Source organism: Paenibacillus sp. FSL K6-2441, assembly GCF_037964765.1.
In the GTDB taxonomy this organism is placed as follows: Bacteria; Bacillota; Bacilli; order Paenibacillales; family Paenibacillaceae; genus Fontibacillus; species Fontibacillus phoenicis.
The window spans coordinates 3,846,277-3,868,920 of sequence record NZ_CP150174.1; the positions used below are offsets into that span (position 1 = coordinate 3,846,277).

Below are 22,644 nucleotides of genomic sequence, written 5' to 3' on the forward strand. Positions count from 1 at the left end.
ATTTAAGTGGTGTTCATATGATTCATGATTTGCTTCAGCCGTTCGGTCGCTCGCTTCTGAATGCGGGATACACTCATCTGAGAGATGCCCAGCTTCCGGGCAATGGCCCTTTGGGATTGCCCCTCCTGATAGGCCATCAGCAAAACCTGCTGCTCTTGCGCCTTCAATTGTCCCAGCGCTTGTTGCAAATCCATCCGGTTCTCAAGCGCATCGTAATCATCTGCATCCGCGCTGATCACTTCGCCCAGCGTTACGGCGCTTTCATCCGGTGATAAGGGCGAATCCAGGGACACGTAATGATAACAATCCCGGCCGGCCAGCACCTCAACCGTTTCTTCAACCGAGAGCTCCAGATACTCCGCGATCTCCTGCACATTGGGAGATCGCTCCAGCTTCAGCGTCAGCTCATCGATCGCCTGCTGAACCAGCGCTCCCTTTTCCTTAATTCGCCGCGGCACTTGAATATACCAAGACTTGTCACGCAAATAATTTTTCATATGCCCGATCATACTCTTCATCGCATACGGTTCAAACGGAATACCCAGCTCGCTGTCATACTGCTGCAGCAAACGAACCAATGCCATTTCGCCCACCTGGTACAGGTCTTCGTACAAGTCCGGCCGATTTCGGGCGATTTTGCCGGCGGCCATTTTGACCATCGAATCGTATTTCTGGATTAACTGCGTGGCGATCTCATTGTCCCTGGTTTGCTGGTACTGCTGAATGAGGCGGGTAGATTCCTGAAATAACGCTTGGGGAGCCGCACGATCAGTCATACCTTCTCCTCACTCCTCTGGAGTCGGCGGACCATCGTCACCCTCGTTCCTTTTCCGGATTGCGTTTCCACGCGGACGTCGTCCATGAGCGCCTGCATCAGATAGAAGCCTAATCCGCCAATCGGGGCCTCACCCAACTCTTTTTCGTGCAGAGTCACGCCTCCAGCCTGTCGCCACGGTTTAAAGCTCTCCCCTTCATCTTTGACCGTAATCGACAAAGCATCGGTTAAGATCTCAAACGTGATCTCCATTTTGCCGGCATCCTGCTTGTACGCATACAACACGGTATTGTTGCATGCTTCGGATACCGCCACCTTCATGTCTTCGATTTCCTCATACGAAAATCCCATTTTCGATGCGATACCGTAAAGATTCAGCCTTACAATATCCACATATTCGGCTGTCGCCGGAAGGCTGATGACAATTCTCTCTGTTTCCTCTACCATTAAGACTCGATCCTTTCCTTATTGGGAGTTCTTCTGCTCCGCGAAAAACTTAGCGATCCCAGTCATTTCAAACAGCTTCCGGATATGGTCCGGTACTTCCTGCACGTAAAAACTCGAGTTCATCCCTTGCCTAGCCTTTAAGATGGACAGAAAAATTCCGATTCCGGTGCTGTCGATGTATTTCAATTCCTTCAGATTCAGGACTAAATCCGCGTCATCGATGCCAACCAGCGGGTCCATCACCTTACGGAAGTCTGGCGCTGCAGACAAGTCCAACTCACCGCGCAGCGATACGGTACAAACTCCGTTTTCCCGTTGTGTTGTGGTGGAAAATTTCAAACTTTTTCTTGTATTCATGAAATACTCTCCCTGGAATAGGTTTTCTTAATACAACATAACCCAGCTTGTCCACTGCTGAATCAAGGGGATCATTTGAACGAGATCCATACCAGACATTTATCGTCTTCTCTGTTCAGCGGGACGGCATCTTCGAAGAACAATCGGCTCATCATCTCACGGTCGAAGTGATGGCTGCAGGTATTTAACTGCTCCTCCAGCCACGCCTGACGTGCCTCTAAGGAATCCTCCTGTCCATCCATCAACCCGTCGGTGTAGAGGACGAGATGGCCTGGTCCTTCGTAATGTAGAATCTGCGGATGCGTTTCGATTCCATCAAACAAGCCTACGGGCGGCCCCACTTGATCCAAACGAACGGGTTGCTTATTGTTCGTGTACAGGAGGGCAGGCGGATGTCCGGCATTCACGTATTCGATCACTTTGCGCCGGGTATCCACCACAAGATAGATGGCGGTGAAATAATATTGAATCAATTTGCTTTCGATATGCAGCTGGATAAAGCGACGGTTTAACTCTTCAATAACCAGCTTCGGTTCCACATAGGTAAACACGGTATCTTTGAGAACAGAGGAGATGAACATACAGAAGAGGGAAGAAGAAATGCCGTGACCCATCATATCCAGCAGGATCACCGCATACTTCCCCTCACCAAGCGAGTACCAGGAGTACAAATCTCCTGCCAATTCATAGGAAGGCTTGTATAGGGCATCGATTTCGACCTCCGAATCATGGATCGGGGGGCTAAGGACAGCGTTTTGAACAAGCGACGCCAGCTTCAATTCCTCCTGGATGCGCTGATCCCGGTTACGGTGCCAGTCCTTCTCCAGCTTCAGCCGCAGAGCCAGGCGAATTCGCGCCATCAGCTCCACCTTGTTGATCGGTTTCGTCACATAATCCACAGCTCCGGCATCCAACGCTTCCGCCAGCTTGTGGGAATCCCCAACGGCCGTGACTACGATAATGGGAATCTCCTTCAGATGCTCGGAGCGCTGCAAAATCCGACAAGCCTGAATCCCGTCCATCTCCGGCATCATCATATCCAGCAGGATCAAATCCACATCGGATGGCCCGCTTTCTTCAACCGCATCCAAATTTTTGACGCCGAGCCGCTCGAACATGTCCCGGGCCGAAGTTACGGTGACTGTGTTGCGGTAGTTTTCCTTCTTTAAAATCTCACGAATGATCATGGTATTTGTCGGATTGTCGTCAACGATCAAGATTCGCATGATAATCTCCTTAAAATGAGCTTGAGTAAGCATAGAAGTGATATACAGATCACGGTGATAAAAAAAGGAACGGGGCGCTTTCCCGTTCCTTCTCGACTCACAATGCGGGCAAGGCTTGAGTAACATAGTACATTACCCAGTCTAACTCAGGTTGAAACGGCAGATTGAAATGCCGTTAACGTCCGCTTAACTCCGATATTTCTGCCAGACATCGGCGGCGACATCCACCCATTTGACCCAGTTCGCCGGTTTGCGGTTCGCTTCCTGCACCGGCTGCTCCCCTTCAGCTTGCAGCGGCTGGGCCGAAGGTACAGAGGTTGCCGGAGCCGGAGATGCCGGAGCCTTTCGCTTGACCGACAGAGGACGGCTGGCGATACGGCTGGCAAGGGCTGCCGAAACCTGCTTTGTCGCCAGCGTAACTTCACTTAACACTTCACCCGCATGTTTAACCGATTCCATCAGCGGGTCGATCTGCTTCATTTTGTGCTGGATGTCGCTGGTCAGTTCATTCGCTTGCCGGACGACCTGCCGGACGTCGCTGCCCAACTCATCGATCGTTTTTTGTACGTCCTTCAATGTTTCGGTGGTTGTCTTCAGCGAATGTTCCGCCGCTTTCAGCGTTTTGACCAAATAAACGACAAGCACCACAAAAGCCGCCGCAGCCACCGCCACGCTGATCTCCCAAATCATACCTTGTTCCTCGCTTTCCGTCCTTGGGCGTTCACCCGTCTTTCCTTAACTATACACGAAAATGGGCGGAAGTGTGCGAAGAACCGTAATTCTATCGACCTTAAATCGAAAAAGCCGCTTGGCCTCCTCCATCCCAAGAACGGGGCCAAACGGCATGATTAGATTTATTTCAGGACGCTGCCGCCAAACATAAAGCGGTAAACCCAGGAGCCGTCGAGCTTGTCGACGATAACCCCGCCGGATTCATTGGAATACGTGTGCAGGAGCTGGCCGTTGCCAAGATAGATCGCGACGTGGGTAATCCGCTGGCTTTGCTTGTCGATTCCCTGGTAGGACTTGGCCGAAGAGCCTTTATAGCTCATGAAGAAGACCAGATCACCGCGCTTCAATTGATCGATGCGATATACGGCCGTTCCATTGCTCTTTATGTAATCCCCTTGCTTGCGGGAATCCGCAGGAAGCGTAATGCCCAAGGCATCCTTATAGGCTTGTCTTACGAAATCAGAGCAATCAAACGTATTCGTATTGCTGCGGCTGGAGCCGTACTCGTACGGAGTGCCGAGGTATTTCATACCGGCCTGAATCACCTGCTCGATTTGCTGGCTAATCCCACTGGAAGGAGCGGGAGTTGGTGTTGGCTGCGGCGTGCTGGATTGTCCGCCAATTTCCAAATATTTATCTATCGTACTAACGTAACCAATCGTCCCGTCGTTCGTCTGTACTTTATAGAAATGCTCATTGCTTTGCTCGAGAATCGTTAATGTGGTACCTTTGCGAAGCATCGTGATGACGTTGCCCGAGGTGGACGGTTGATCGCGCAGGTTGACGCCGTACGTCACCGTTGCCGGCAAATTAAGCGAAGGTTGGGAAGGAGCGGTGTTCACGGCTTCCAGTTGAATGTACTTTTCGTTCGAACTGACGTAACCGATGCTCCCATCTTCGGTTTTCACTAGATAGAAATATTTATTGCTTTGATCCAATACGGTGACTTCGGAGCCCTTTTTGAGAAAACCAATCACTTTACCCGAAAGGGAAGGTTGGTCACGGAAATTGACTCCGCCGACAATATGGCCTTTGGTGATCGATTGTGAGGTTGCGGTTATGGTTGCGGCTGATGCCTGATGAGGAACAGCTGTATAAGTAGAGAGAAGAATGGCACTCAATAATGTGATCGCTACGCTTCGTTTCATGGGTGTTATCCTGCCTCCTAATGTAATAAATCTAGTTGTTAGCCTGCGTTCCAATCCTCCTTTCTTTGGTCTTGCACCCATTATAGCGATTGTCGAAATTAGTCTAAATCGGTCGAAGATCACTTTATAGGAAAGCGCATTCAAAGACAATGGCCCTAGTTTTTACATGTTGAAATTAGAGACACGCGACCTATAAAATCCGGTCGAATGTAACCTATGTAAACACCTCCCGGGCAATAGCACTGGATTTCTGCAACAAAAGTACCCGATTTCGCATGCAACCGCATCGATTTCATAAAAATTCTAATTTATCCAATTTACCTGTTTTTTAGGGACAATCGCCTATTTTTTAGCCAAAAAAACCCGAACAGCAGGCTTGGTAAATGTTGCCTTAAGCCTGTCCATTCGGGCATGATTTGCCTTGATCCTGATTCTTCGATCATCCTTATGACTTCCCGTCCAAATCGAGTCCTATCTTTCTTTAGGTTCAACATGGACGTGAACATGCATGACGTTTTGCTTCCTTCTCATCCGTTCCTCAACCCGGTCGCTGATCTCATGGCTTTCGATAACCGTCAACTGCGGATCCACTTCAATCACGACATCGACCAGCACATGGTTGCCGTGAACCCGGGCCTTTAAGTCCTTGATCCCTTCCACGCCTTGGGTCCGGGCAATGGTGCTGCGCAGGTCGCCCAGCTCCCTTTCATCAAATCCATCGGTCAGATTATGCGTCGACTGGCGGAAAATATCCCAGGCGGTTTTGCAAATAAGCAAGCCTACCGCAATCGCGGCAACCACGTCCAGCCACGGCAGCCCGAATTGAGCCCCGATAATCCCAACCGCTGCGCCCGCACTCACCAGCGCATCCGACAAATTATCCTTGGCCGCCGCCATAAGCGCCTGATTGTTAATTTGTTTGGCCAGTCTCCGATTATAGACATAAACCCCGCCCATCGCCAGAGCACAAACGATAGCAACCGCAGCCGACAGGATGTCAGGCTCGTTATGCACACCTTCAATCAACGACCAAACCGCGCCAAAGATGACTTGAATACCGACCATCGCCATAATAAATGAAGCTACTAATGCAGCAATCGTTTCCGCACGGAAATGGCCGTAAGCATGGTCGGAGTCCGGCGGCTTCTGTGAGATTTTAAGTCCAATCAGCACCGCCACCGAGGCCACGATATCCGTAAGGTTGTTAAACCCGTCGGCAAGCAGCGCGCTTGAATCAAACACAAACCCGCTGATCAATTTAAAAGCGGACAGCAGTAAATAAGCGGCAATGCTTACCCAAGCCCCGCGTTCCCCTTTGCGTATATCGTCGTAAATATCCAAGCCCCGCACCTCCAGACTTCTCCCCGAAGCCAATAACCTACTTCTTCAAACTCTCATTTCTAAAACATCAGAAGCGTTTAATCATCGTAGCAAATCAACCCCGTGTAAGTCTAGAGAAACAGTGTTGCCCCCGGGAAAAGCAGCCTTCATCATTATTCCCGTTGTCCCCGCTTTTAAAAACGTATAAAATAAGGACAGCCTTTTCACTGATGAGGAGATGATAATGGTGTCGGAAGCGAATGAACCGCGCAAAATCGATTTAGCCGAAGCGATCCGCCAGAAGCTGCAGCAAAAAAAACAACAGCAGCACGCCGCAAACAAGCCGGGGTTAAAGGACAATCTGCAAACCAAAGCACTCAAGAGCCAAAATAATAAAAAGCCAAACAATCAACGTCGCCGGACGGGCGGTTCGTAGAGACCCAAACGGTTCAGCAAGAGGCCCATGCAGCAATCGCATGGGCCTCTTCTAATTTCCGATTGAGTCCGATAAAGTTAGTTCCTCCGTCCGACTTCCCATTGAATCCAAGCCTCGTCGCTTTCCCTGCGCTCACCGTTTAGCTCCAACGCTACGGTCCATCTTTGTTCGTTCCGCACAGTAACGAGACAGCCCTCACCGCCATTCGCTGGGCTGATGCACACATCAAAGCTTGCGTCCGCAATGCGCAGGCCGTCCAGTTTGCATTCCTTATCACGCCATGCGCCAGGAAGCTGCGGTTTTAATTGCAGCAAGCGCCGGTGCGCCTGCGGACGGACGCCAAAGAAGTGGCGGATCAGCGGAACCGCCAGCGCGTAAAGTGTCCAGGCCTGCACAACACAGCCGTAGTCTGGGGACATTTCCGAGAAAGAGCCGGGCAAAGCCACGGAGAAGGTACGCAGCAGACGGCGCAGCAGCTCCAACGCTTCGTCCGGATGGCCGTTTGCTGCTTCAGCCACAGCATGGACACCGGTTGAAATCGTCATCGTCCCTTGCTTGTAAATCCCTGATAGATACGTTCCGTACGGACCGACAAACTCCTCCGACCGCATCGTCGCAAGCGCTCTGGCCGCCTTGTCCGGATCGGCGATTCCCGCCTCCATGGGGGTGACGATGACCCAGTTCTTGTTTAGCAGCCATGCCTGGTCACCTTCGCGCCCGGCCGTCCGCTGCAGCAAACGTCCGATATATTCCTCATACCCGGCGATCCCCTGCTTGCGGGCGAGGGAGATCATCACGTCTGCCTTGGCCTCAACCGCTTCACGGGGGGCGATCGCATCCCCGTACAGCCCTTCTTCTTCGCACCAGAACGCCTGATTGACGGCCGCAGCCGCCCGTTTTGCCAACTCCCCGTATTTGGCGGCGTTCGCAGCTTCGCCAAGCTGCTCGCTCATCGCGGTCATGGCCTGTAGTGCTTTCGCCGTATAGACAGCGCTGTCGATCAGTTCCATGTTGAGCCCGGCGATCTCAATGATGCCGTAACCGGAAGGGAACAAGTCTCCGTCGCCGTCCATTTCTTCCAGCAGCCAATCGATGCCTTTCACACAGTATTCGTAATGGCGACGCAACAGTTCTTCATCGCCGGTCCATTCAAACAAATCCCATACAAAAACGATGTAATGCGCCGTCTCCTGGGTGTTTCCCGGATTCGCGACCGCCCCCATCGTCGTGATCTCGTGTACGATTCTGCCGTTGCCGTTTGTTTCTTCCGATTTGCTCCGCAGTAGCTCCAGCGTGTCAATCGCCAGCTGGGTATCGCCGATCGCAAGCACGCCTTGCAGCGCATACGTGCTGTCGCAGCCGAACCACCACGGGTAAGTTGGCCCCCCGGCCGTCAGACCACGGCCTAGTCCATCGACGGTCTGCACCAGCCATTGGTTATTCCATTTGGCCCAAGCAAACGCTTCGTTCAGCAGCGTCTCTCCGGCAATTTCCAAGCGCGCCCGCGCCTCGATCTCTCGATAAGCGGCCTGCTTTTCCGCCAGCAGTGCTTCATGCTGCAAGGTCAACCGCTCATAAGTTTGGAGGCATTCCTCCTTAGAGACAGACGATCCAGCAGCAAACAGCCGAAATTCAAACGACTCCTGACCAGCCAGCTCGATCTGCGTCCGAAACGCGACGCCGCAGCCAGCCCCGGCAGTGAACTCAGGCCCATATAACAACGCGTCCGTTTCCACGCGGGGCTCCGGCAGGTCCGTACCGACCTGTACGAACCACGGATGCGCCGAATCCTTCACCAGCACCTTGCGGTCCAACACTTCCAGCGGCTCGTCCCGTTCGCCATCGACGATCCCAATATGTTCCGAGAACCAAACGGGGCGAAGGTCCGTACGGGCGAGCAGTTCTATACCAAGCCGCACCGTTTCCCCGGCATAGGCTTGCACCCGATACTTGGCGATAAAGCCTTTTTCCCGCTCCGGCGCAAGTTGAATCCGCTCGATCGACACCGGAATATGGCTGAGTCCATGGTCATACTCAAATCGGCTGCCCCAAGGCTCGTTCGTAAACGTATCCGCCCGAGTCCAAACGGAAATGCCCCGGTCCAAATCGGTCACCTTCAGCCAGAAGCCGTCGAGCAGCTTGATCGGATGCAGCCACACGCCTCCCATTTCATTGGCGACATGATGCCCGAAGTCTGGAAAGGTTCCGTCCTGCGCCCCGCAAATTTTGATATATTCCCCGGCATTGTAATATAAGTTAAACGGATGTTTGCTGCTTAGTCCGGTCATGAACATTCTCCTCATTGTTAGTAGATTCGCTTAGCCCTTAACACCCGAAGAGATGGATATCCCCTCGATGAAATACTTCTGGACGGCAAAGAACACGACCAGAGCCGGCAGCATCACAAGAATCGTGGCCGCCATCAGCATATTCCATTCCACGTTGTACAAGCCTTTGAACATGGAAAGCCCCAGCGCCAGGGTGTACTTCTCATTGGAATTCAAATAAATCAGCGGACCTTGGAAATCGTTCCAAACCCCCATAAAGGTAAAAATGGACACCGCAATCAACGGAGGCATCGATAATGGAAGAATGATTCGAACAAAGATCTGCAGCCGGTTCGCTCCGTCCACAAACGCCGACTCGTCCAGATCGCGCGGGATGCCCCGAATAAACTGACGAATCAGGAAGATGTTAAATGCGCCCCCGCCGAAAAAGGCTGGCACAATCAAGGGCAGAAACGTATCCACCCAGCCCGCTTCCTTAAACATGATGAACATCGGAATCATCGTGACCTGGGAAGGCAGCATCATCGTCGCGAGCAGCACCAGGAACAGCGTCTTTTTTCCCTTAAAGCGGAATCTGGCAAAGCCATAGGCGCACAGCGCGGAGGAAAAAACAGTTCCGATCAGAACCGGCACCAGAATCGTCAGCGTATTTCGCAAAAAAGTGAAGAACGGGATCGCCTGAACGGCATCGGAGTAGTTGCTCCACAGCCACTTCTCCGGGAAGAAGTTATCTTTAAACACTTCCGCCGGCGTCTTTAGGGATGTAAAAAAAGTCCACAACAGCGGCACGAGTACGACCGCAGCTCCGGCTATAAGGATCAGCAGGCTCAGGATCTGGGCCGGGCTGAATCTCTTGGTCGCAAGGTTCATCGTTGACGCCTCCTTATAAGTTCTACATCAAGATCGGTTCAATAGTCAGCTTCATTGACTTTTTTGAATGGTCTTTATTAATCCTTGTCGTCGTCGCCTTGGTAGTAGACCCACATAGAAGAGCTGCGGATCACGAGGAGCGTAAAGACGAGGATGATGACAAACAGAATCCAGGACAGAGCCGAAGCGTATCCCATTTCGTAATCCTGAAATGCTTTGTTATACAAATACAGGTTGTAGAACAAGGTCGAGTTAAGCGGCCCGCCGTTGGTCATCACAAAAGCTTGGGTAAAATATTGAAATCCGCCGATAATCCCCATAATCAAATTGAAAAAGATCGTCGGAGAAATCATAGGCAGCGTAATGCTAAAGAAACGACGAAAACGGCCCGCTCCGTCCAACTCGGCCGCTTCATACAGCTCTTCCGGAACTCCCTGCAGTCCGGACAAATAAATAATGATGATGTTGCCGATGCCCCAGATGCCCATGACGATCAGCGCTCCCAGCGCGTAGGAAGGATCCTGAAGCCAAGCGGGCCCCTGGATCCCTACCAAAGCGAGCGCCCGATTCAAAACGCCGTATTCCGGATTAAAAATCATCACCCACATCATCGAAACCGCCACCGCCGGGATCACCGAGGGCATAAAATAGATGAGCCGGAACAGCTTCATGCCCCGGGTGCGCATGTTGAGCAGCATAGCGGCAAACAGCGAGAAGATTTGATACAGCGGAACAGAAATCAACGCAAAAATAAAAGTGACTTTCAAAGACTGGTAGAACAATTCGTCCTGAAAGATCGCCTTAAAATTATCGAGACCCACCCATTCAATCGATTTGACCCCGGTGATGATGTCCCATTTGCTGAAAGCCAGCAGCAAGGAGAACAGCATAGGGCCAACGGTAAACAGCACAAGTCCAAGCAGCCAGGGAAGAATAAACAAATACCCGGACCATTCAGAATTTGATTTTCGCATGGCGACCTCCTTGATGAGGCGGGTGAAGCGTTTGTCCTGCTTACGCTCCACCCGCCGGGTGCTTATTTCTTATTTGATTTTGCTGTCTACGTTTTTGGCGGCCTCATCCAGCGCGCCTTTCACGTCCTGTTTATCCAGCAGCATTTTCTCCATCGCCTTCGAAAATTCCTCAACAAAGATAGGGCCGTTCGCCGAACGCATCGTCACCGGCTTCTTCGCGTAATTCATCATTTCAATCACCGGTTTGTCAGCAACCTCCGTCGCTTTTACCTGCTCCAATTCCGCCACGGTTGCAGGAAGCACTTTGCTGTTCTCGGCGCGGAGCTTTTGAGCGTTCGTTCCCGACAGCCACTTCACCAACTCATAAGCTTCTTGCTTATGCTTGCTGGCCGCGTTGATCGCCCAGCCGGCGCTGGCGATAATGCTGGTTCTCGTTCCGTCTGCCCCTTTTGGAATCAGGGCCGAACCGTACTGAACGTCCGATTTATCCAAATCCGATTTAATCCAACGCCCAGTGACCATCATTGCCAGCTTGTCGGTCATGAACATGGAGGCATCTCCGCCCATCGTTTCCGTATCCTGCGGCGTTGGCGACACGCGGTTCTCCCCTTTGGACAAGGCCACGTATTTCTCCAGCGCGGCCACAGTTTTCTCGTTGTTCATGAAGCCTTCGGCTTTCGTTCCGTCTTCATTAGCAATATCCGTTCCGTGATCCCAAAGGTAGGTATAGATCGGATATTCCCATTTCCCGGCGTTAAAGCCGAACTGCGTATATTTGCCGCCTTCTTTCTTCGTCAGCTTCTGGGCGGTAGCGATCAGATCGTCCCAAGTCCAATCGTCCGTAGGATACGGAATTTGCGCTTCGTCGAACATCCGCTTGTTGTACCATAGGGCCAGCGGATTGAAGTCCTTCGGCAAATAATACTGCTTGCCGTTGATATTCATATTTTCGATTAAGTCCTTCTGGAAAATATCCAATGAAAAAGAGCTGTCGTTCTTCAAATACTCGTCGAGTGGTTCAACGACCCCTTTATCCACGTATTTGAAGTAGTCGCCTTCGCCAATCAGGAACACATCAGGAGCCTGACCGGCGGCCAGGGAAGTGGTCAGCTTCGTCCCGTAGCCGTCGCTGGGAATCGGTTCGAACTTCACTTGAATATCCGAATGAGTTGCGTTAAATTCATCTGCCAATTGCTGCTCGTTAGCACCTGAGTTGACATCCCCCCAGACGGTGAAGGTCAGATTGACTTTCCCCCCGGATGCGCCTGCATCCCCGCCTGCGGCATTGTCCTTCCTGCCTCCGCAAGCCGACAGCACCAGCGCGGCGATCATGACTAAAACCAGTGTCGTATACCCTTTCTTTCTCATCGTTTAGACCTCCCTTAATAGGTTTAATAGGTTTGATATCTATATTGTAATTCTTGGTTGAACCGAATCCGTTGTCCATGCACGAGCAACTCCATCTCACCCGGCTCCTCTGTCCGGATATGCAAATTGCTGTGGTCAAGGACAATTTCGAGGCGCCGCCCCTGCCAATAGAGCGGGAAGGACAACTCCTCCCATTGCTGCGGCAGGCGGGGATTCAAATGAAGCTCACCGCCCAGCATGCGTACGCCGGCGAATCCCATCACCACGCATTCCCAAACGCCCCCAAGCGAAGCGGAATGAATGCCGGCATCGGAGGAATGCATATAAGGGCCGAGATCAATTTCGGCGGCGCGTCGGAACAGCTCATACGCCAGCGTGCGGTCGCCGAGATCGTTGGCCAGAATGCAGTGCGTTGACATCGACAACGAGGAATCATGCAGCGTTTTTTCTTCGTAATAGTCGTAATTGGCTTTTTTCACATCCGGCCGAAAACGGTCTTCGAGCAGGAAAAACAACATCAAAACATCCGCCTGCTTCGATATCTGCATTTCCCCTACTTGATCGAGATTGTAATCGTCGAAAATACTGCCCACTCGGGCCTGACGTTTATACGGGGTAAGATCTATCTGCTTCTTGAGCAAATAGGTGTCGTCCTGCGGGATGATCCCTTCGCGGTTCGGCTGAGGCAAGTAAATAAGTCCGCCTTTGGTCTCCCACTCGGAAATGGCCTGCTCTAGGTTCAGCTTCGCGTTCAAGCGCTGGAAGAGTTCCATGTCCTCTTCCTGCAACGCGTAATAATACTGCTTCGCCAATTCGATGTTGAAATGAGCCATATAATTGGTAAATGCGTTGTTGTCGATATGCTCCTTGTATTCGTCCGGGCCAACAACATCGTTGATCTCATAGCGTTGTTCAGCCTCATCCCACTCCAATCGGCTCGCCCAGAACGTTGCGGTATCAAAAATCATCTCAAACCCGCACCGGTTCATAAAATCACGGTCACCGGTAGCCTGGTAATAATGCCATACCGCGTAAGCGATGTCGGAAGTAATATGCTGTTCGATAAAACCGGACCAGATCTTCGTCTGCTCGCCGGTAACAACATCTACTGCACCCCATACGGGGGTCACTTCGCCGTCGCTTGGCCAGGCCGCCTCCCACGGGTACATCGCTCCGGCGTATCCGTTGTCACGCGCTTTTGCTCTTGCCCCTTCAAGCCCCAAATAGCGGTACTCCAGCAGGGAGCGGGCGATCGCCGGGTTGGAATAAATATAGAACGGCAGGATAAAAATCTCGGTATCCCAGAAGGAATGGCCTTTATATCCTTCTCCGCTTAAGCCTTTGGCTCCGATGCCCATCCGATGATCATGCGCCGGTGTCATGGCGACCAGATGATAGATGGCAAAGCGCAGAGCCAGCAGATCGAAGCTGCTCGCCGATTTAATCGAAAAATTGTAGCGTTCCCATACCGCGCTCCAAGCAGCCCGATGCCGGCGGAACAGCTCGTCGTAACCGGCAAGGCGCATCTCCTTCAACGTCTTCAGGGCCGTCTGCCGGATCGTTTCCAGCGTGGTTCCTTCTGGAAACTCCTTGTCACGGCTCGTATATACAGTGGCCAGCTTCTCAAAAACAAGCGTATCCCCCTCCGCGAGGTCGAGCGTATAAGTGACGCCCACCCGGCGGCGGTCAATGTCCATTTTCGGCGCGATTTCGGCTTTGTGACCGTTCACCTTTAACTCATGAACTGCCCCGAGCACAAAATCAATCTTCGACTCTGTCGTCGTCTGAATCAGTTCAAGATACGTTTTGTCATAAATACGCTTCTCGCCTTCATGGAAATGTTGGCTGCCGCTGTTTGTCACCTGCCCGTCAATTCCCGAACTGATGGAAAGATTTGCGCCTCCCGCCAGCAAGCGGATCTCAACTCGGAATCCGATTTGATGCAGATGATCGAGCGAGACGAATCGCCGGAACACAAAGCCGATTTTCTTGCCGGAGTGTTCCCACACAAAACAGCGAACCAGCTCGGCATCGCGAAGATTAAGTCTCCGCTCGTATACGGTCACGGTGCCAACCTCAAGGGACAACCGCCTGCCATCAATCCGGATGTCCAGCTTGGTCAGATCGGCTGCATTGGGCAATTCACTGACCTCGAACTCGTCGAATTTATTAAACGTACCGTTCACAAACAAATTTCTTTTCTCTCCGATATAAGGCTCTTCCGTCGCCGAGCGAAGCCCCATATAACCGTTGCCAAGCGACATGATGGCTTCGCATTTTCCAAGGGCCAACGGATCAAAGCGAACCTCGGAGAACACCCAATTTTCCAGCTCCTCCGTCGTTTTGGGATTGTAGCTTAACATAAGTCAATTCCTCTCCAGCAATCAGAATTTGTCTTTCCCTCGCGCCATTTGAAAGCGCGATCGAAAACGTTTTCGAACAAAGGACAAAAAATTCGAAAACGATTTCGAACCGGATAAAATAAAAAAGCAATTGCTAACCGAAAACGTTTTCGAACCCATTATTGCACCTTCACGGACTCTCTGTCAATAATCTCGAACGAAAGAATTTTATGAAATCCTTCGGTTCGATTTTCGAGCATTTTCACAACTTCTTCAAAAGCCGAATATCCGATCTTCTCAAAATCCTGGCGGACTGTCGACAATTTAGGGGTCGTATAGCTGGACAGCACGATGTCGTCAAACCCCATAATCGATAGTCGCTCTGGAATCGAAACGCCCAATTCCCGGCAACGGGTCATAAAGCCGATCGCCATCAGATCGCTGGCAGCAAACACAGCCGTCACCTGAGGATGGTTCTGCAGATACGATTCAGCAGCGTGATAGGCTTCTTCCTCCTTAAAATCGGCGTCGATCACTCGGTCAGGATCATATGGCAAACCAGCCGCCTCCAAGGCTTCGCGATATCCTTGCAGCCGCTGTATACTAACCGCGGCAAAGCTGTGCCCGTTAACCATCCCGATATGCCGATGACCCTTGCTGATCAAAAATTCCACCGCTTGCTTGGCGGCATTGACGTTGTCCGTGGAAACGGAGCCCGTCTTCGGCCCAACGATATCCGCATCAACCACCATGCAGGGCAGTTCGCTGTTCACCAACTCGTCGAAATAGGGATCTGTTGTACGAAGGCCTGCAATGACAACCCCGGCGATTTTATTTTCCTGACAAAATTGCCAGTAGGACTTGTCCTGCTGCTCGGACAGACTGCGCGTATAGATGACCACTTCATAGCGATAGTGCTGGGCGGCAGCGTACACCCCGCTCATGATCTGAAACAGCACACCGTCTTTACCGTTGGCCTGCTCGAAGTTGGAAATGATTAGCGCGATTGTCTTCGTCACCTTATGCTTTAGGTTTTTCGCCAACCGATTGGGAAAATAGTTTAATTCCTGCGCGGCCTGCATCACCTTTTGTCGCGTCGTCTCGCTGACGTCGGGATAACCGTTTAACGTCTTCGACACAGCGGCAATAGATACGTTGGCCAGCTTGGCTACATCTTTTATCGATACCATCTGACTCACCACGACTTCATGTATTATTTCAGCCGCACGAAAGACCTGCAAAGATCCTCGTGCGGCTTCATGATCTACCTATTTGAAGCGTCCAGCAAATCCAACTTATCCTTCTTCCGGATACATCGATTTCCGCAGATTTTGAATCTCTTCGCTCTCCAGATATTCGTCGTATGTCATGACGCGATCAATGATGCCGTTTGGCGTAATTTCAATGATGCGGTTGGCGATCGTTTGGATGAACTGATGGTCATGCGACGTGAAGAGGATCGTGCCATCAAAGTCGATCAACCCGTTGTTGAGCGCCGTAATCGATTCAAGATCGAGGTGGTTGGTCGGCTCGTCAAACAACAGCACGTTTGCGCCGTTCAGCATCATTTTGGCCAGCATGCAGCGAACCTTCTCGCCCCCGGACAATACGCTCGCTTTCTTCAGCGCTTCTTCGCCGGAGAATAGCATCCGTCCAAGGAAGCCGCGCAGGAACGTTTCGTCCTGATCCTTCGGCGAATATTGGCGCAGCCATTCCACCAGATTCAGGTCCACCCCATCGAAATAACGGGAGTTGTCCTTCGGAAAATACGCCTGCGAAGTTGTAATCCCCCAGCTGTATTCCCCGCTGTCGGCTTCCAACTCGCCCATGACGATTTGGAACAACGTTGTTTTCGGCACGCTGTTGGGTCCGACGAAGGCGATTTTGTCGCCTTTGTTTACGACGAAGCTGACGTTATCCAAGACCTTTTCGCCTTCGATCGTTTTGGTCAGCCCGTCCACGGTCAGCAGCTGCTTGCCCGCTTCACGCTCTGCCTTGAAGTGCAGGAACGGATATTTCCGGTTGGACGGACGGATGTCCTCCAGCGTAATTTTCTCGAGCTGCTTCTTCCGCGAGGTCGCTTGCTTCGATTTCGAAGCGTTCGCCGAGAAACGTTGAATAAAGGCTTGCAGCTCCTTGATCTTCTCTTCCTTCTTCTTGTTGGCGTCCCGCTGCATTTGCAGCGCCAACTGGCTGGATTCGTACCAGAAGTCGTAGTTGCCGACGTACAACTGGATTTTACCGAAGTCGATATCCGCGATATGCGTACATACCTTATTCAGGAAGTGACGGTCATGGGATACGACGATAACGGTGCCTTCGTAGTCCATCAGGAAGTTCTCCAGCCACTGGATCGATTCGAGGTCCAAGTGGTTCGTTGGTTCGTCCAGGAGCAGGTTATTCGGGCGACCAAACAACGCTTGCGCCAACAGCACGCGCACCTTCTCGTTGCCGCTCAGCTCGGCCATCTTCTTATCGTGCAGCTCGCGTGGAATGCCAAGGCCAATCAGCAGCGCCGCTGCATCCGACTCGGCTTCCCAGCCGTTCAACTCAGCGAATTCGCCCTCCAGTTCGCCTGCACGCAGGCCGTCCTCTTCGGAGAAATCGGGTTTGGCGTACAGCGCATCCTTCTCTTTCATAATCGAATACAACCGGCCGTGACCCATGATCACCGTTTCCAGCACGGGGTACTCGTCGTATTCATAGTGGTTCTGCTTGAGGACCGCTAAACGTTCGCCCGGCGTCATAAACACTTCGCCTTGGTTGGGCTCGATCTCGCCGGAGAGAATTTTCAGGAACGTCGACTTGCCCGCCCCGTTGGCCCCGATCAAACCGTAGCAGTTGCCGGGGGTGAATTTTATATTTACATCTTCGAAAAGTGTCCGTTTTCCATACCGGAGCGTCACACCGTTAGTACTGATCATGTTAGGCATTACCATCCTTTTTTCATTATCGAACTACTGGCTCAATATTATAGCATACATTAGCCCTTAAGTTGAGCATTGTCAGGATATTGCAGGCTTTGGGCAAAAAAATACCTCCAACCTTCCCAAAGGAAGGTCAGAGGTAGGAGAGCTTATTCAACCACGGTATAACCTGTGGTGTTCTCCAGAATCTCGACGGAGAAGGTGCTGCCGTCCGCGTTCCGCGTAACGCGAACCGACAAGTGCCCGCCGCCGATCGCGATATGCGTTGCCTCCAGCTGGTTCATGCCTTGCACAAGGAACGGCGACAATGCGATTTCCCGGCGGAGCGCATCGGGGTACAGCCCCAGCATCGCCTGCAGGAAGACGATCGATGTGCCGGCCGCCCAAGCTTGCGGCGAGCAGGTCGTCGGATACGGAACCGGATGGCCCAGACCCGCGTCATGACCGCAGAACAGCTCCGGCAAGCGCTGGTACTCGAAATGCACCGAAGCGTTCAGCAATCCCGAGATAACTTGCTCCGCCTCCTGCTTGAAGCCGAGCTTGCCAAGGCCAAGCAAGATCATGGCGTTGTCATGCGGCCATACGCTGCCGTTATGATAACTCATCGGGTAATAGCCCGTAGATTCCGTACTCATCGTCCGAATGCCGTACCCGTTAAACATATCCGGCTTCATCATCCGCCCGGCCTGCGCCTTGGCGCGAGAAGCCTCGGGCATTCCGCTCATCAGCAGATGCCCCGGATTCGAACTGACGCTGCGGACTTGGCGCAAATCTTTGTCCAAGGCGATCGCGTAGCATTGCTCGTCCTCCATCCAGAAAGCCGACTCGAACCGCGCTTTCAGTTCTTCCGCTTCCGCCTCCAGCCGGCGGGCCGTCTCCGGCTCACCCATCAGCTCGAACAGCGGCGCCAGCGAATGCTTCGCCTGGTAGACGTACCCTTGCACCTCAGCCAGCGCAATTGGCGAATCCGCGTAAGCTCCGTGTTCATGCATAATCGAATTGGCGGAATCCTTCCAGCCCTGGTTCGGGAAGCCTTTGTCCGCTTCCTGCTTATAAGCCATAAACCCTGAGCCCGACTGCATGGACGCATCGATATAAGCCAATGCGCGCATTATGTTCGGCCGCAACTCCTCCACCAAAGCGAGGTCGCCGGTCCAACGGTAGTATTCGCCGATCAAAACAAGGAACAACGGTGTTGAATCGATCGTGCCGTAGTACGGGGAGAACGGCGATTGTTTCGTGGTCACCAGCTCGCCGAAGCGGATCTCGTGCATGATTTTGCCCGGCTGTTCGTCTCGCCACGGGTCGACCTGCTCCCCCTGATAAGCCGCTAACGTTCTTAACGTTCCCACGGCGTGCCGAGGGTTAATCGGGAGCATGAAGAGCGAGGTGATCAAGCTGTCCCGGCCAAACGGAACAGCAAACCAAGGCAGTCCCGCAACCGTCGTCTCACCGTAGCCGATATCCGTCGTCAACATACGCAAGTCCTGTACCCCGCGCCGGTACAATTCGTTAAATACCGGGGAGTCGGAAGCGATACGGGTGTTGTCCGCATACCAAGCTTCGTACGACTGCTCCAGCCGCTGCAGCCCTTCATCAAAACTAAGCGGCGTGTCCGCTGGAAGCAGCTTGTCCGCCATCGGGACAACTTGAAACGTAACTTGCCATGTCTCTTGGATCTTCAAGGACAATGGGAACGTAACCGTCCCGCCGTCATCCGCCCGTCCGCCTTTAGCGTCCCAGGCGATCCTCGTTTGTCTTGTTTCCTGATCTGCTCCAAGATACCGGAACGTCATATTCTGATCCCCGACGACAACTCCTTCCACCTTGCCAACTTCCCCCGTGCGGTATTTGCGAACCAGGAACATGTCCTGAAAGTCCGCATCGAACGAAACGGATACATCAAAGGCGATCTCCCGTGGAAAATAATTCGTCAAGGCAATGCGTTCATAAAGTCTGCCATTATAGATGAAGCGGTCGCGTGTAACTTCAATCGCTCCGTCATCCTTGGCTTCCTTGATAAGCCGGAAGCTGGCTACATAACTTTTGTCGCCTGCAGAAGACAGAAGCACGGGCTTCCCGCCGTCCACCTCCAGCTCAAAGCGGCTTAAGAAGCGGGTATCCTGCGCGTATAATCCAAATCCCTGATCATTGTGCCGGCCAATGTCGCCGTTCAGCCCAGAGAGCATAAACAGCTCCCCTTCTTTGATTACGCGGTAATCCATCGTTAGCCTCCTTAAGTTCTGATATCAACCTTTAATGCCGGCGTTTGAGATGCCCTCGATGTACTGCCGCTGGAACAGGAAGAAGAAGAGGATAATCGGCAGCGTCGACAATACGACGCCGGCCATAATCAGCGACGTATTTTCGAAGAATTGGTCCTTCACACTGTTCAGACCTACGACAAGCACGTACATATCCGGCTTATTCGTCAAAGTACTCGGAATCAGATAACTGTTCCAGGTTCCGGCAAATGCCAAAATCGCCATCGTAATCAGCGACGAACGGGCAAGCGGATAAACAATCTTCCAGAAGGCGCCCATCTTCGTCAGACCGTCAATCCGGGCCGCCTCCAAAAATTCGTTCGGCACCGAAATAAAGAACTGACGGAGCATAAAAATATACAGTCCCTGATACAGGAACGGGATGGTCAAAGCCCAAAACGTGTTGAGCCAGCCCAACTGAGCCATGTTGACATAGACCGGGATCAAGATCATATGGTAAGGCACCATCATCGTCGCGACCACGATCCAATAAATAACCGATTTCCCCCGGAAATTCAGCTTGGCCAGTGCAAAGCCTGCCATCGGGTTAATGACCATGTTCCCAAGCACCACCACACCGGTCATGATGATCGTGTTCAGAAACCAGCGCGGTACATTGTAAGCTTCATTCGTAAAAAACAGTTTGAAGTTATCCAGCGTCCAGTTTGCCGGCGAAGTGAGTGTATTCACGAAACGCATCGGCAATACGGAGGAATACAACGTATAAATAAAAGGGATGGCAAACAGAAGCCCCAGAACGATCATGCCGAGGTAAAGGAACGGCCGACCTATGCGCGTACGGCTTTTCATGTTCTCACTCCTTCACGTCCAGGAATTTTTTTTGCAGGTACGTAATCAGCATAATGATGATAAAGAACAGGACAACGGCCGCACTTCCGTACCCGATGTTCATGTAACGGATCCCGTGTTGGTAGAAGTAGGTGACGACCGTACTAGTTGCTCCAGCCGGAGTTCCCAGCGCCCCGTACCTAGAAATGGCGGCGATTTGGTCATAGATTTGAAATCCGGCGATCGTAGACACGGAGACGATAAAGAACGTGACCGCCTTCAACGAAGGCACCGTAATATAGCGGAATTTATTCCACTTCGAGGCGCCGTCGATCTCGCTTGCTTCGTACAAGTCTTTGGGAATTTCCTGCAGGCCGGACAAATAGACGATCATCGTAAACCCGGCTTGCTGGAAGATAAACAGAATGCATACAAACAGCAGCGCGTACTTCGTATCGGCGTACCAGGTAACATTGCCGAATCCCAGCGTGCCGAAGAAATTCGTCAGGAACGTCCCTTGCTTAAACAGCATCATAAAGACGGTGGTAATCGCAATTTGCGAAGTGATGTAGGGTAAGAAAAAGACCGTCCGGAAGATGCCCTTGCCCTTGAGCTTCTGGTTAACGAGCAATGCGAGAAACAAGCCCAGTATCGTTTGCAACGGGATCGAAACCACCACGATCTCCAGGGAATGGAGCAGGGCACGGAAGAACTCCCGGTCATGAAGAATTTCAATATAATTGCTTAACCCGATAAACTTGGCTTGATCCAGCGAGGCAAAGTTGGCATCCTGAAAGCTTCTGACAAAAGACTGAATGAAAGGATATAAAAACCACCAGGCCCATAAAAGCAAAAAAGGCAGGGTAAACAACCAGCCTAATGTCAGATCCGAATCGGCGATGGAACGAAACACGGATTGCCGATTTTTATTGTTTTTCACGGGTAACACCTCGTTTCTGCTTTCTTGCGGATAAAGTAAAAAAGGTACCGCTCTCTCTGAAACTTGCCTGATCAGGAGAGAGCGGCTGCTTATCAAGGAGCAAATGGAACTTAGTTAAACTGACTTTGGATATCGTCAAGAATTTGCTGCGCCGTCTTGCCGGATCCGCCGAGAATCAGGCCTTCCAGCTCTTGCACAAGCGCATCGGTAAAGCGTTTCGTATCCGTTGGATATTCGAAGTCCGTGCTGTATTCCAGCGCTGGCTTCAATGCGCTGAACTCCGGATTTTTCTCGAAGTATTGGCCGGACAGCGAAGTTAATGCCGGGTTAAAGCCCAGATCCATAAAGGCCTTTTGCGTTTCGTCGTTCGTCATGTAGTAAGCCGCTTTCAACGCTGCTTCTTTGTTTTTGGCGTCCTTCAGCACAATATAAGCGTCGGAGCTCATCGTGCTGCCGTTGGTCGTCCCTTTAGGAATCGGCAAAGCCACATATTTCAGATCCGGATTTGCGTCCTTCAGGTAACCTTTGTACCAGTAACCGCCAGTACTCATCGCACCTTTCTCGTTGCTGAATACTTCGCCGTCCCAACCAAAGCCTAACGATTTCGGTGTTACCGCAATGCCTTCTTTGTACATATCGACGATCAGTTCCAGCGCTTTGACGTTCTCTGGAGAATTGATCGTTTTGCCGTAGTCCCAGCCGCCGCCGAAGCTTTTCACATAGTTGGTGATATGGAAGGCGTCCAGGTTCACAATGATGCCTTTCACGTCGCCTTTATTCAGCACTTTGGCTGCTTGAATCACTTCATCCCAGGTCGTAGGATAGTCCCCAAGCCCGGCGTCTTTCCACATCTTCTCATTGATCAGGAACATCGCAGGCATGTCCGTATTCGGGATGCCGTACATTTTGCCGTCAACCTTCCAGATGTTCTTCGAAGATTCCGGGAAGCGGCTCATATCGATGCCCGTACTTTGGATCAGATCATCGATGGGCGTAAACAGATTTTTATTGATGTATTCATACGCGCCTTCGTTGGACATCTTGATAAAGTCCGGTGCGACGCCCGCGGCGATTTCCCCCGGCAACGTATTCCAAAACTGCTCACTGCTTGGGTACTGCTTGATCTTCAACTCAATATCCGGGTAAACCGTGTTGATCTTATCAGCTGCGGCTTGATAGATCGCCAAGTCTTGGGCGGTTCCCCAGAACCCGAAGTTGACGGTGACTTTTTGTCCCGGTTTCGTCTCGCTTCCCCCTGTATTGTCAGCGGTTTTGCTGCTTCCGCAAGCGGTCAAGCCTACGACAGCGGCAAGGCACAAAATCAGCAGAGCTGAAAGTGTTCTTTTTCTGGCTTTCATTGTTGTTGCCTCCCTTTTGATCACTTCTGACTTTCTTGCTCCTTAAGCATAAACACCCCTAAACACAAAAAAAATTAATCAAA

The 22,644-nt window shown here is 51.8% G+C and carries 19 protein-coding genes; 1 reads left to right on the forward strand and 18 read right to left on the reverse strand.

Annotation, left to right across the window (positions count from 1 at the left end; translation table 11 throughout):
- Positions 1–2: 2 nt before the first annotated feature.
- The 7 genes from NSQ80_RS17800 to NSQ80_RS17830 all read right to left on the reverse strand — a co-directional run bounded on the left by NSQ80_RS17800 (position 3) and on the right by NSQ80_RS17830 (position 6,026).
- On the reverse strand, positions 3–776 hold the full coding sequence (locus NSQ80_RS17800; RefSeq protein WP_339300190.1) for a sigma-70 family RNA polymerase sigma factor: 774 nt from the start codon (positions 774–776) through the stop codon (positions 3–5).
- Positions 773–1,222, reverse strand: a complete 450-nt coding sequence (gene rsbW / locus NSQ80_RS17805; RefSeq protein ID WP_339300192.1) for an anti-sigma B factor RsbW — start codon at positions 1,220–1,222, stop codon at positions 773–775. The genes NSQ80_RS17800 and rsbW overlap by 4 nt, the downstream gene beginning before the upstream one ends.
- A gap of 18 nt (positions 1,223–1,240) precedes the next feature.
- Positions 1,241–1,579 carry an STAS domain-containing protein gene (locus tag NSQ80_RS17810; RefSeq protein WP_009226841.1) on the reverse strand — a complete coding sequence of 113 codons (339 nt, stop codon included), beginning with the start codon at positions 1,577–1,579 and terminating at the stop codon, positions 1,241–1,243.
- 71 nt (positions 1,580–1,650) lie between these two features.
- Positions 1,651–2,805, reverse strand: a complete 1,155-nt coding sequence (locus NSQ80_RS17815; protein WP_260071444.1) for a fused response regulator/phosphatase — start codon at positions 2,803–2,805, stop codon at positions 1,651–1,653.
- Positions 2,806–2,991: 186 nt separating this feature from the next.
- Entirely contained in the window at positions 2,992–3,495 is a 504-nt protein-coding gene (locus NSQ80_RS17820; RefSeq protein ID WP_260071443.1) for a DUF948 domain-containing protein, read from the reverse strand.
- Positions 3,496–3,659: 164 nt separating this feature from the next.
- Positions 3,660–4,685, reverse strand: a complete 1,026-nt coding sequence (locus NSQ80_RS17825) for an SH3 domain-containing C40 family peptidase (RefSeq protein WP_339300195.1) — start codon at positions 4,683–4,685, stop codon at positions 3,660–3,662.
- Positions 4,686–5,156: 471 nt separating this feature from the next.
- A complete protein-coding gene (locus tag NSQ80_RS17830; RefSeq protein WP_323077755.1) occupies positions 5,157–6,026 on the reverse strand; it encodes a cation diffusion facilitator family transporter in 870 nt (289 codons plus the stop codon).
- A gap of 226 nt (positions 6,027–6,252) precedes the next feature.
- Here NSQ80_RS17830 and NSQ80_RS17835 point away from each other — a divergent pair, with 226 nt between their 5' ends.
- Positions 6,253–6,441: a hypothetical protein gene (locus NSQ80_RS17835; protein ID WP_323077756.1), complete on the forward strand. Its 189-nt coding sequence runs from the start codon at positions 6,253–6,255 to the stop codon at positions 6,439–6,441.
- 77 nt (positions 6,442–6,518) lie between these two features.
- Here the strand turns inward: NSQ80_RS17835 and NSQ80_RS17840 are convergent, their stop codons facing one another.
- From NSQ80_RS17840 to NSQ80_RS17890, 11 genes are all read right to left on the reverse strand, one after another.
- The gene (locus tag NSQ80_RS17840) at positions 6,519–8,729 is read right to left on the reverse strand and encodes a glycogen debranching protein (RefSeq protein ID WP_339300197.1); all 2,211 of its coding nucleotides are present in this window, start codon (positions 8,727–8,729) and stop codon (positions 6,519–6,521) included.
- A 30-nt stretch (positions 8,730–8,759) separates the two neighbouring features.
- A complete protein-coding gene (locus NSQ80_RS17845) occupies positions 8,760–9,599 on the reverse strand; it encodes a carbohydrate ABC transporter permease (RefSeq protein ID WP_339300199.1) in 840 nt (279 codons plus the stop codon).
- A 77-nt stretch (positions 9,600–9,676) separates the two neighbouring features.
- Positions 9,677–10,573, reverse strand: a complete 897-nt coding sequence (locus tag NSQ80_RS17850) for a sugar ABC transporter permease (protein WP_339300201.1) — start codon at positions 10,571–10,573, stop codon at positions 9,677–9,679.
- 69 nt (positions 10,574–10,642) lie between these two features.
- Entirely contained in the window at positions 10,643–11,941 is a 1,299-nt protein-coding gene (locus tag NSQ80_RS17855) for a sugar ABC transporter substrate-binding protein (RefSeq protein ID WP_323077760.1), read from the reverse strand.
- A 23-nt stretch (positions 11,942–11,964) separates the two neighbouring features.
- On the reverse strand, positions 11,965–14,304 hold the full coding sequence (locus NSQ80_RS17860) for a glycosyl hydrolase family 65 protein (protein WP_323077761.1): 2,340 nt from the start codon (positions 14,302–14,304) through the stop codon (positions 11,965–11,967).
- 158 nt (positions 14,305–14,462) lie between these two features.
- Complete coding sequence (locus NSQ80_RS17865) at positions 14,463–15,473, reverse strand: LacI family DNA-binding transcriptional regulator (protein WP_323077762.1); 1,011 nt, start codon at positions 15,471–15,473, stop codon at positions 14,463–14,465.
- A 105-nt stretch (positions 15,474–15,578) separates the two neighbouring features.
- Entirely contained in the window at positions 15,579–17,207 is a 1,629-nt protein-coding gene (locus NSQ80_RS17870; RefSeq protein WP_323077763.1) for an ATP-binding cassette domain-containing protein, read from the reverse strand.
- Between the two features lie 152 nt (positions 17,208–17,359).
- Positions 17,360–19,435 (reverse strand): amylo-alpha-1,6-glucosidase, encoded by a 2,076-nt coding sequence (locus NSQ80_RS17875; protein WP_339300204.1) that lies wholly within the window; start codon positions 19,433–19,435, stop codon positions 17,360–17,362.
- Between the two features lie 24 nt (positions 19,436–19,459).
- A complete protein-coding gene (locus NSQ80_RS17880; protein WP_009226849.1) occupies positions 19,460–20,284 on the reverse strand; it encodes a carbohydrate ABC transporter permease in 825 nt (274 codons plus the stop codon).
- Between the two features lie 4 nt (positions 20,285–20,288).
- Entirely contained in the window at positions 20,289–21,203 is a 915-nt protein-coding gene (locus NSQ80_RS17885) for a sugar ABC transporter permease (protein ID WP_232282371.1), read from the reverse strand.
- 110 nt (positions 21,204–21,313) lie between these two features.
- Positions 21,314–22,561: a sugar ABC transporter substrate-binding protein gene (locus tag NSQ80_RS17890; RefSeq protein WP_339300206.1), complete on the reverse strand. Its 1,248-nt coding sequence runs from the start codon at positions 22,559–22,561 to the stop codon at positions 21,314–21,316.
- Positions 22,562–22,644 lie beyond the last annotated feature (83 nt).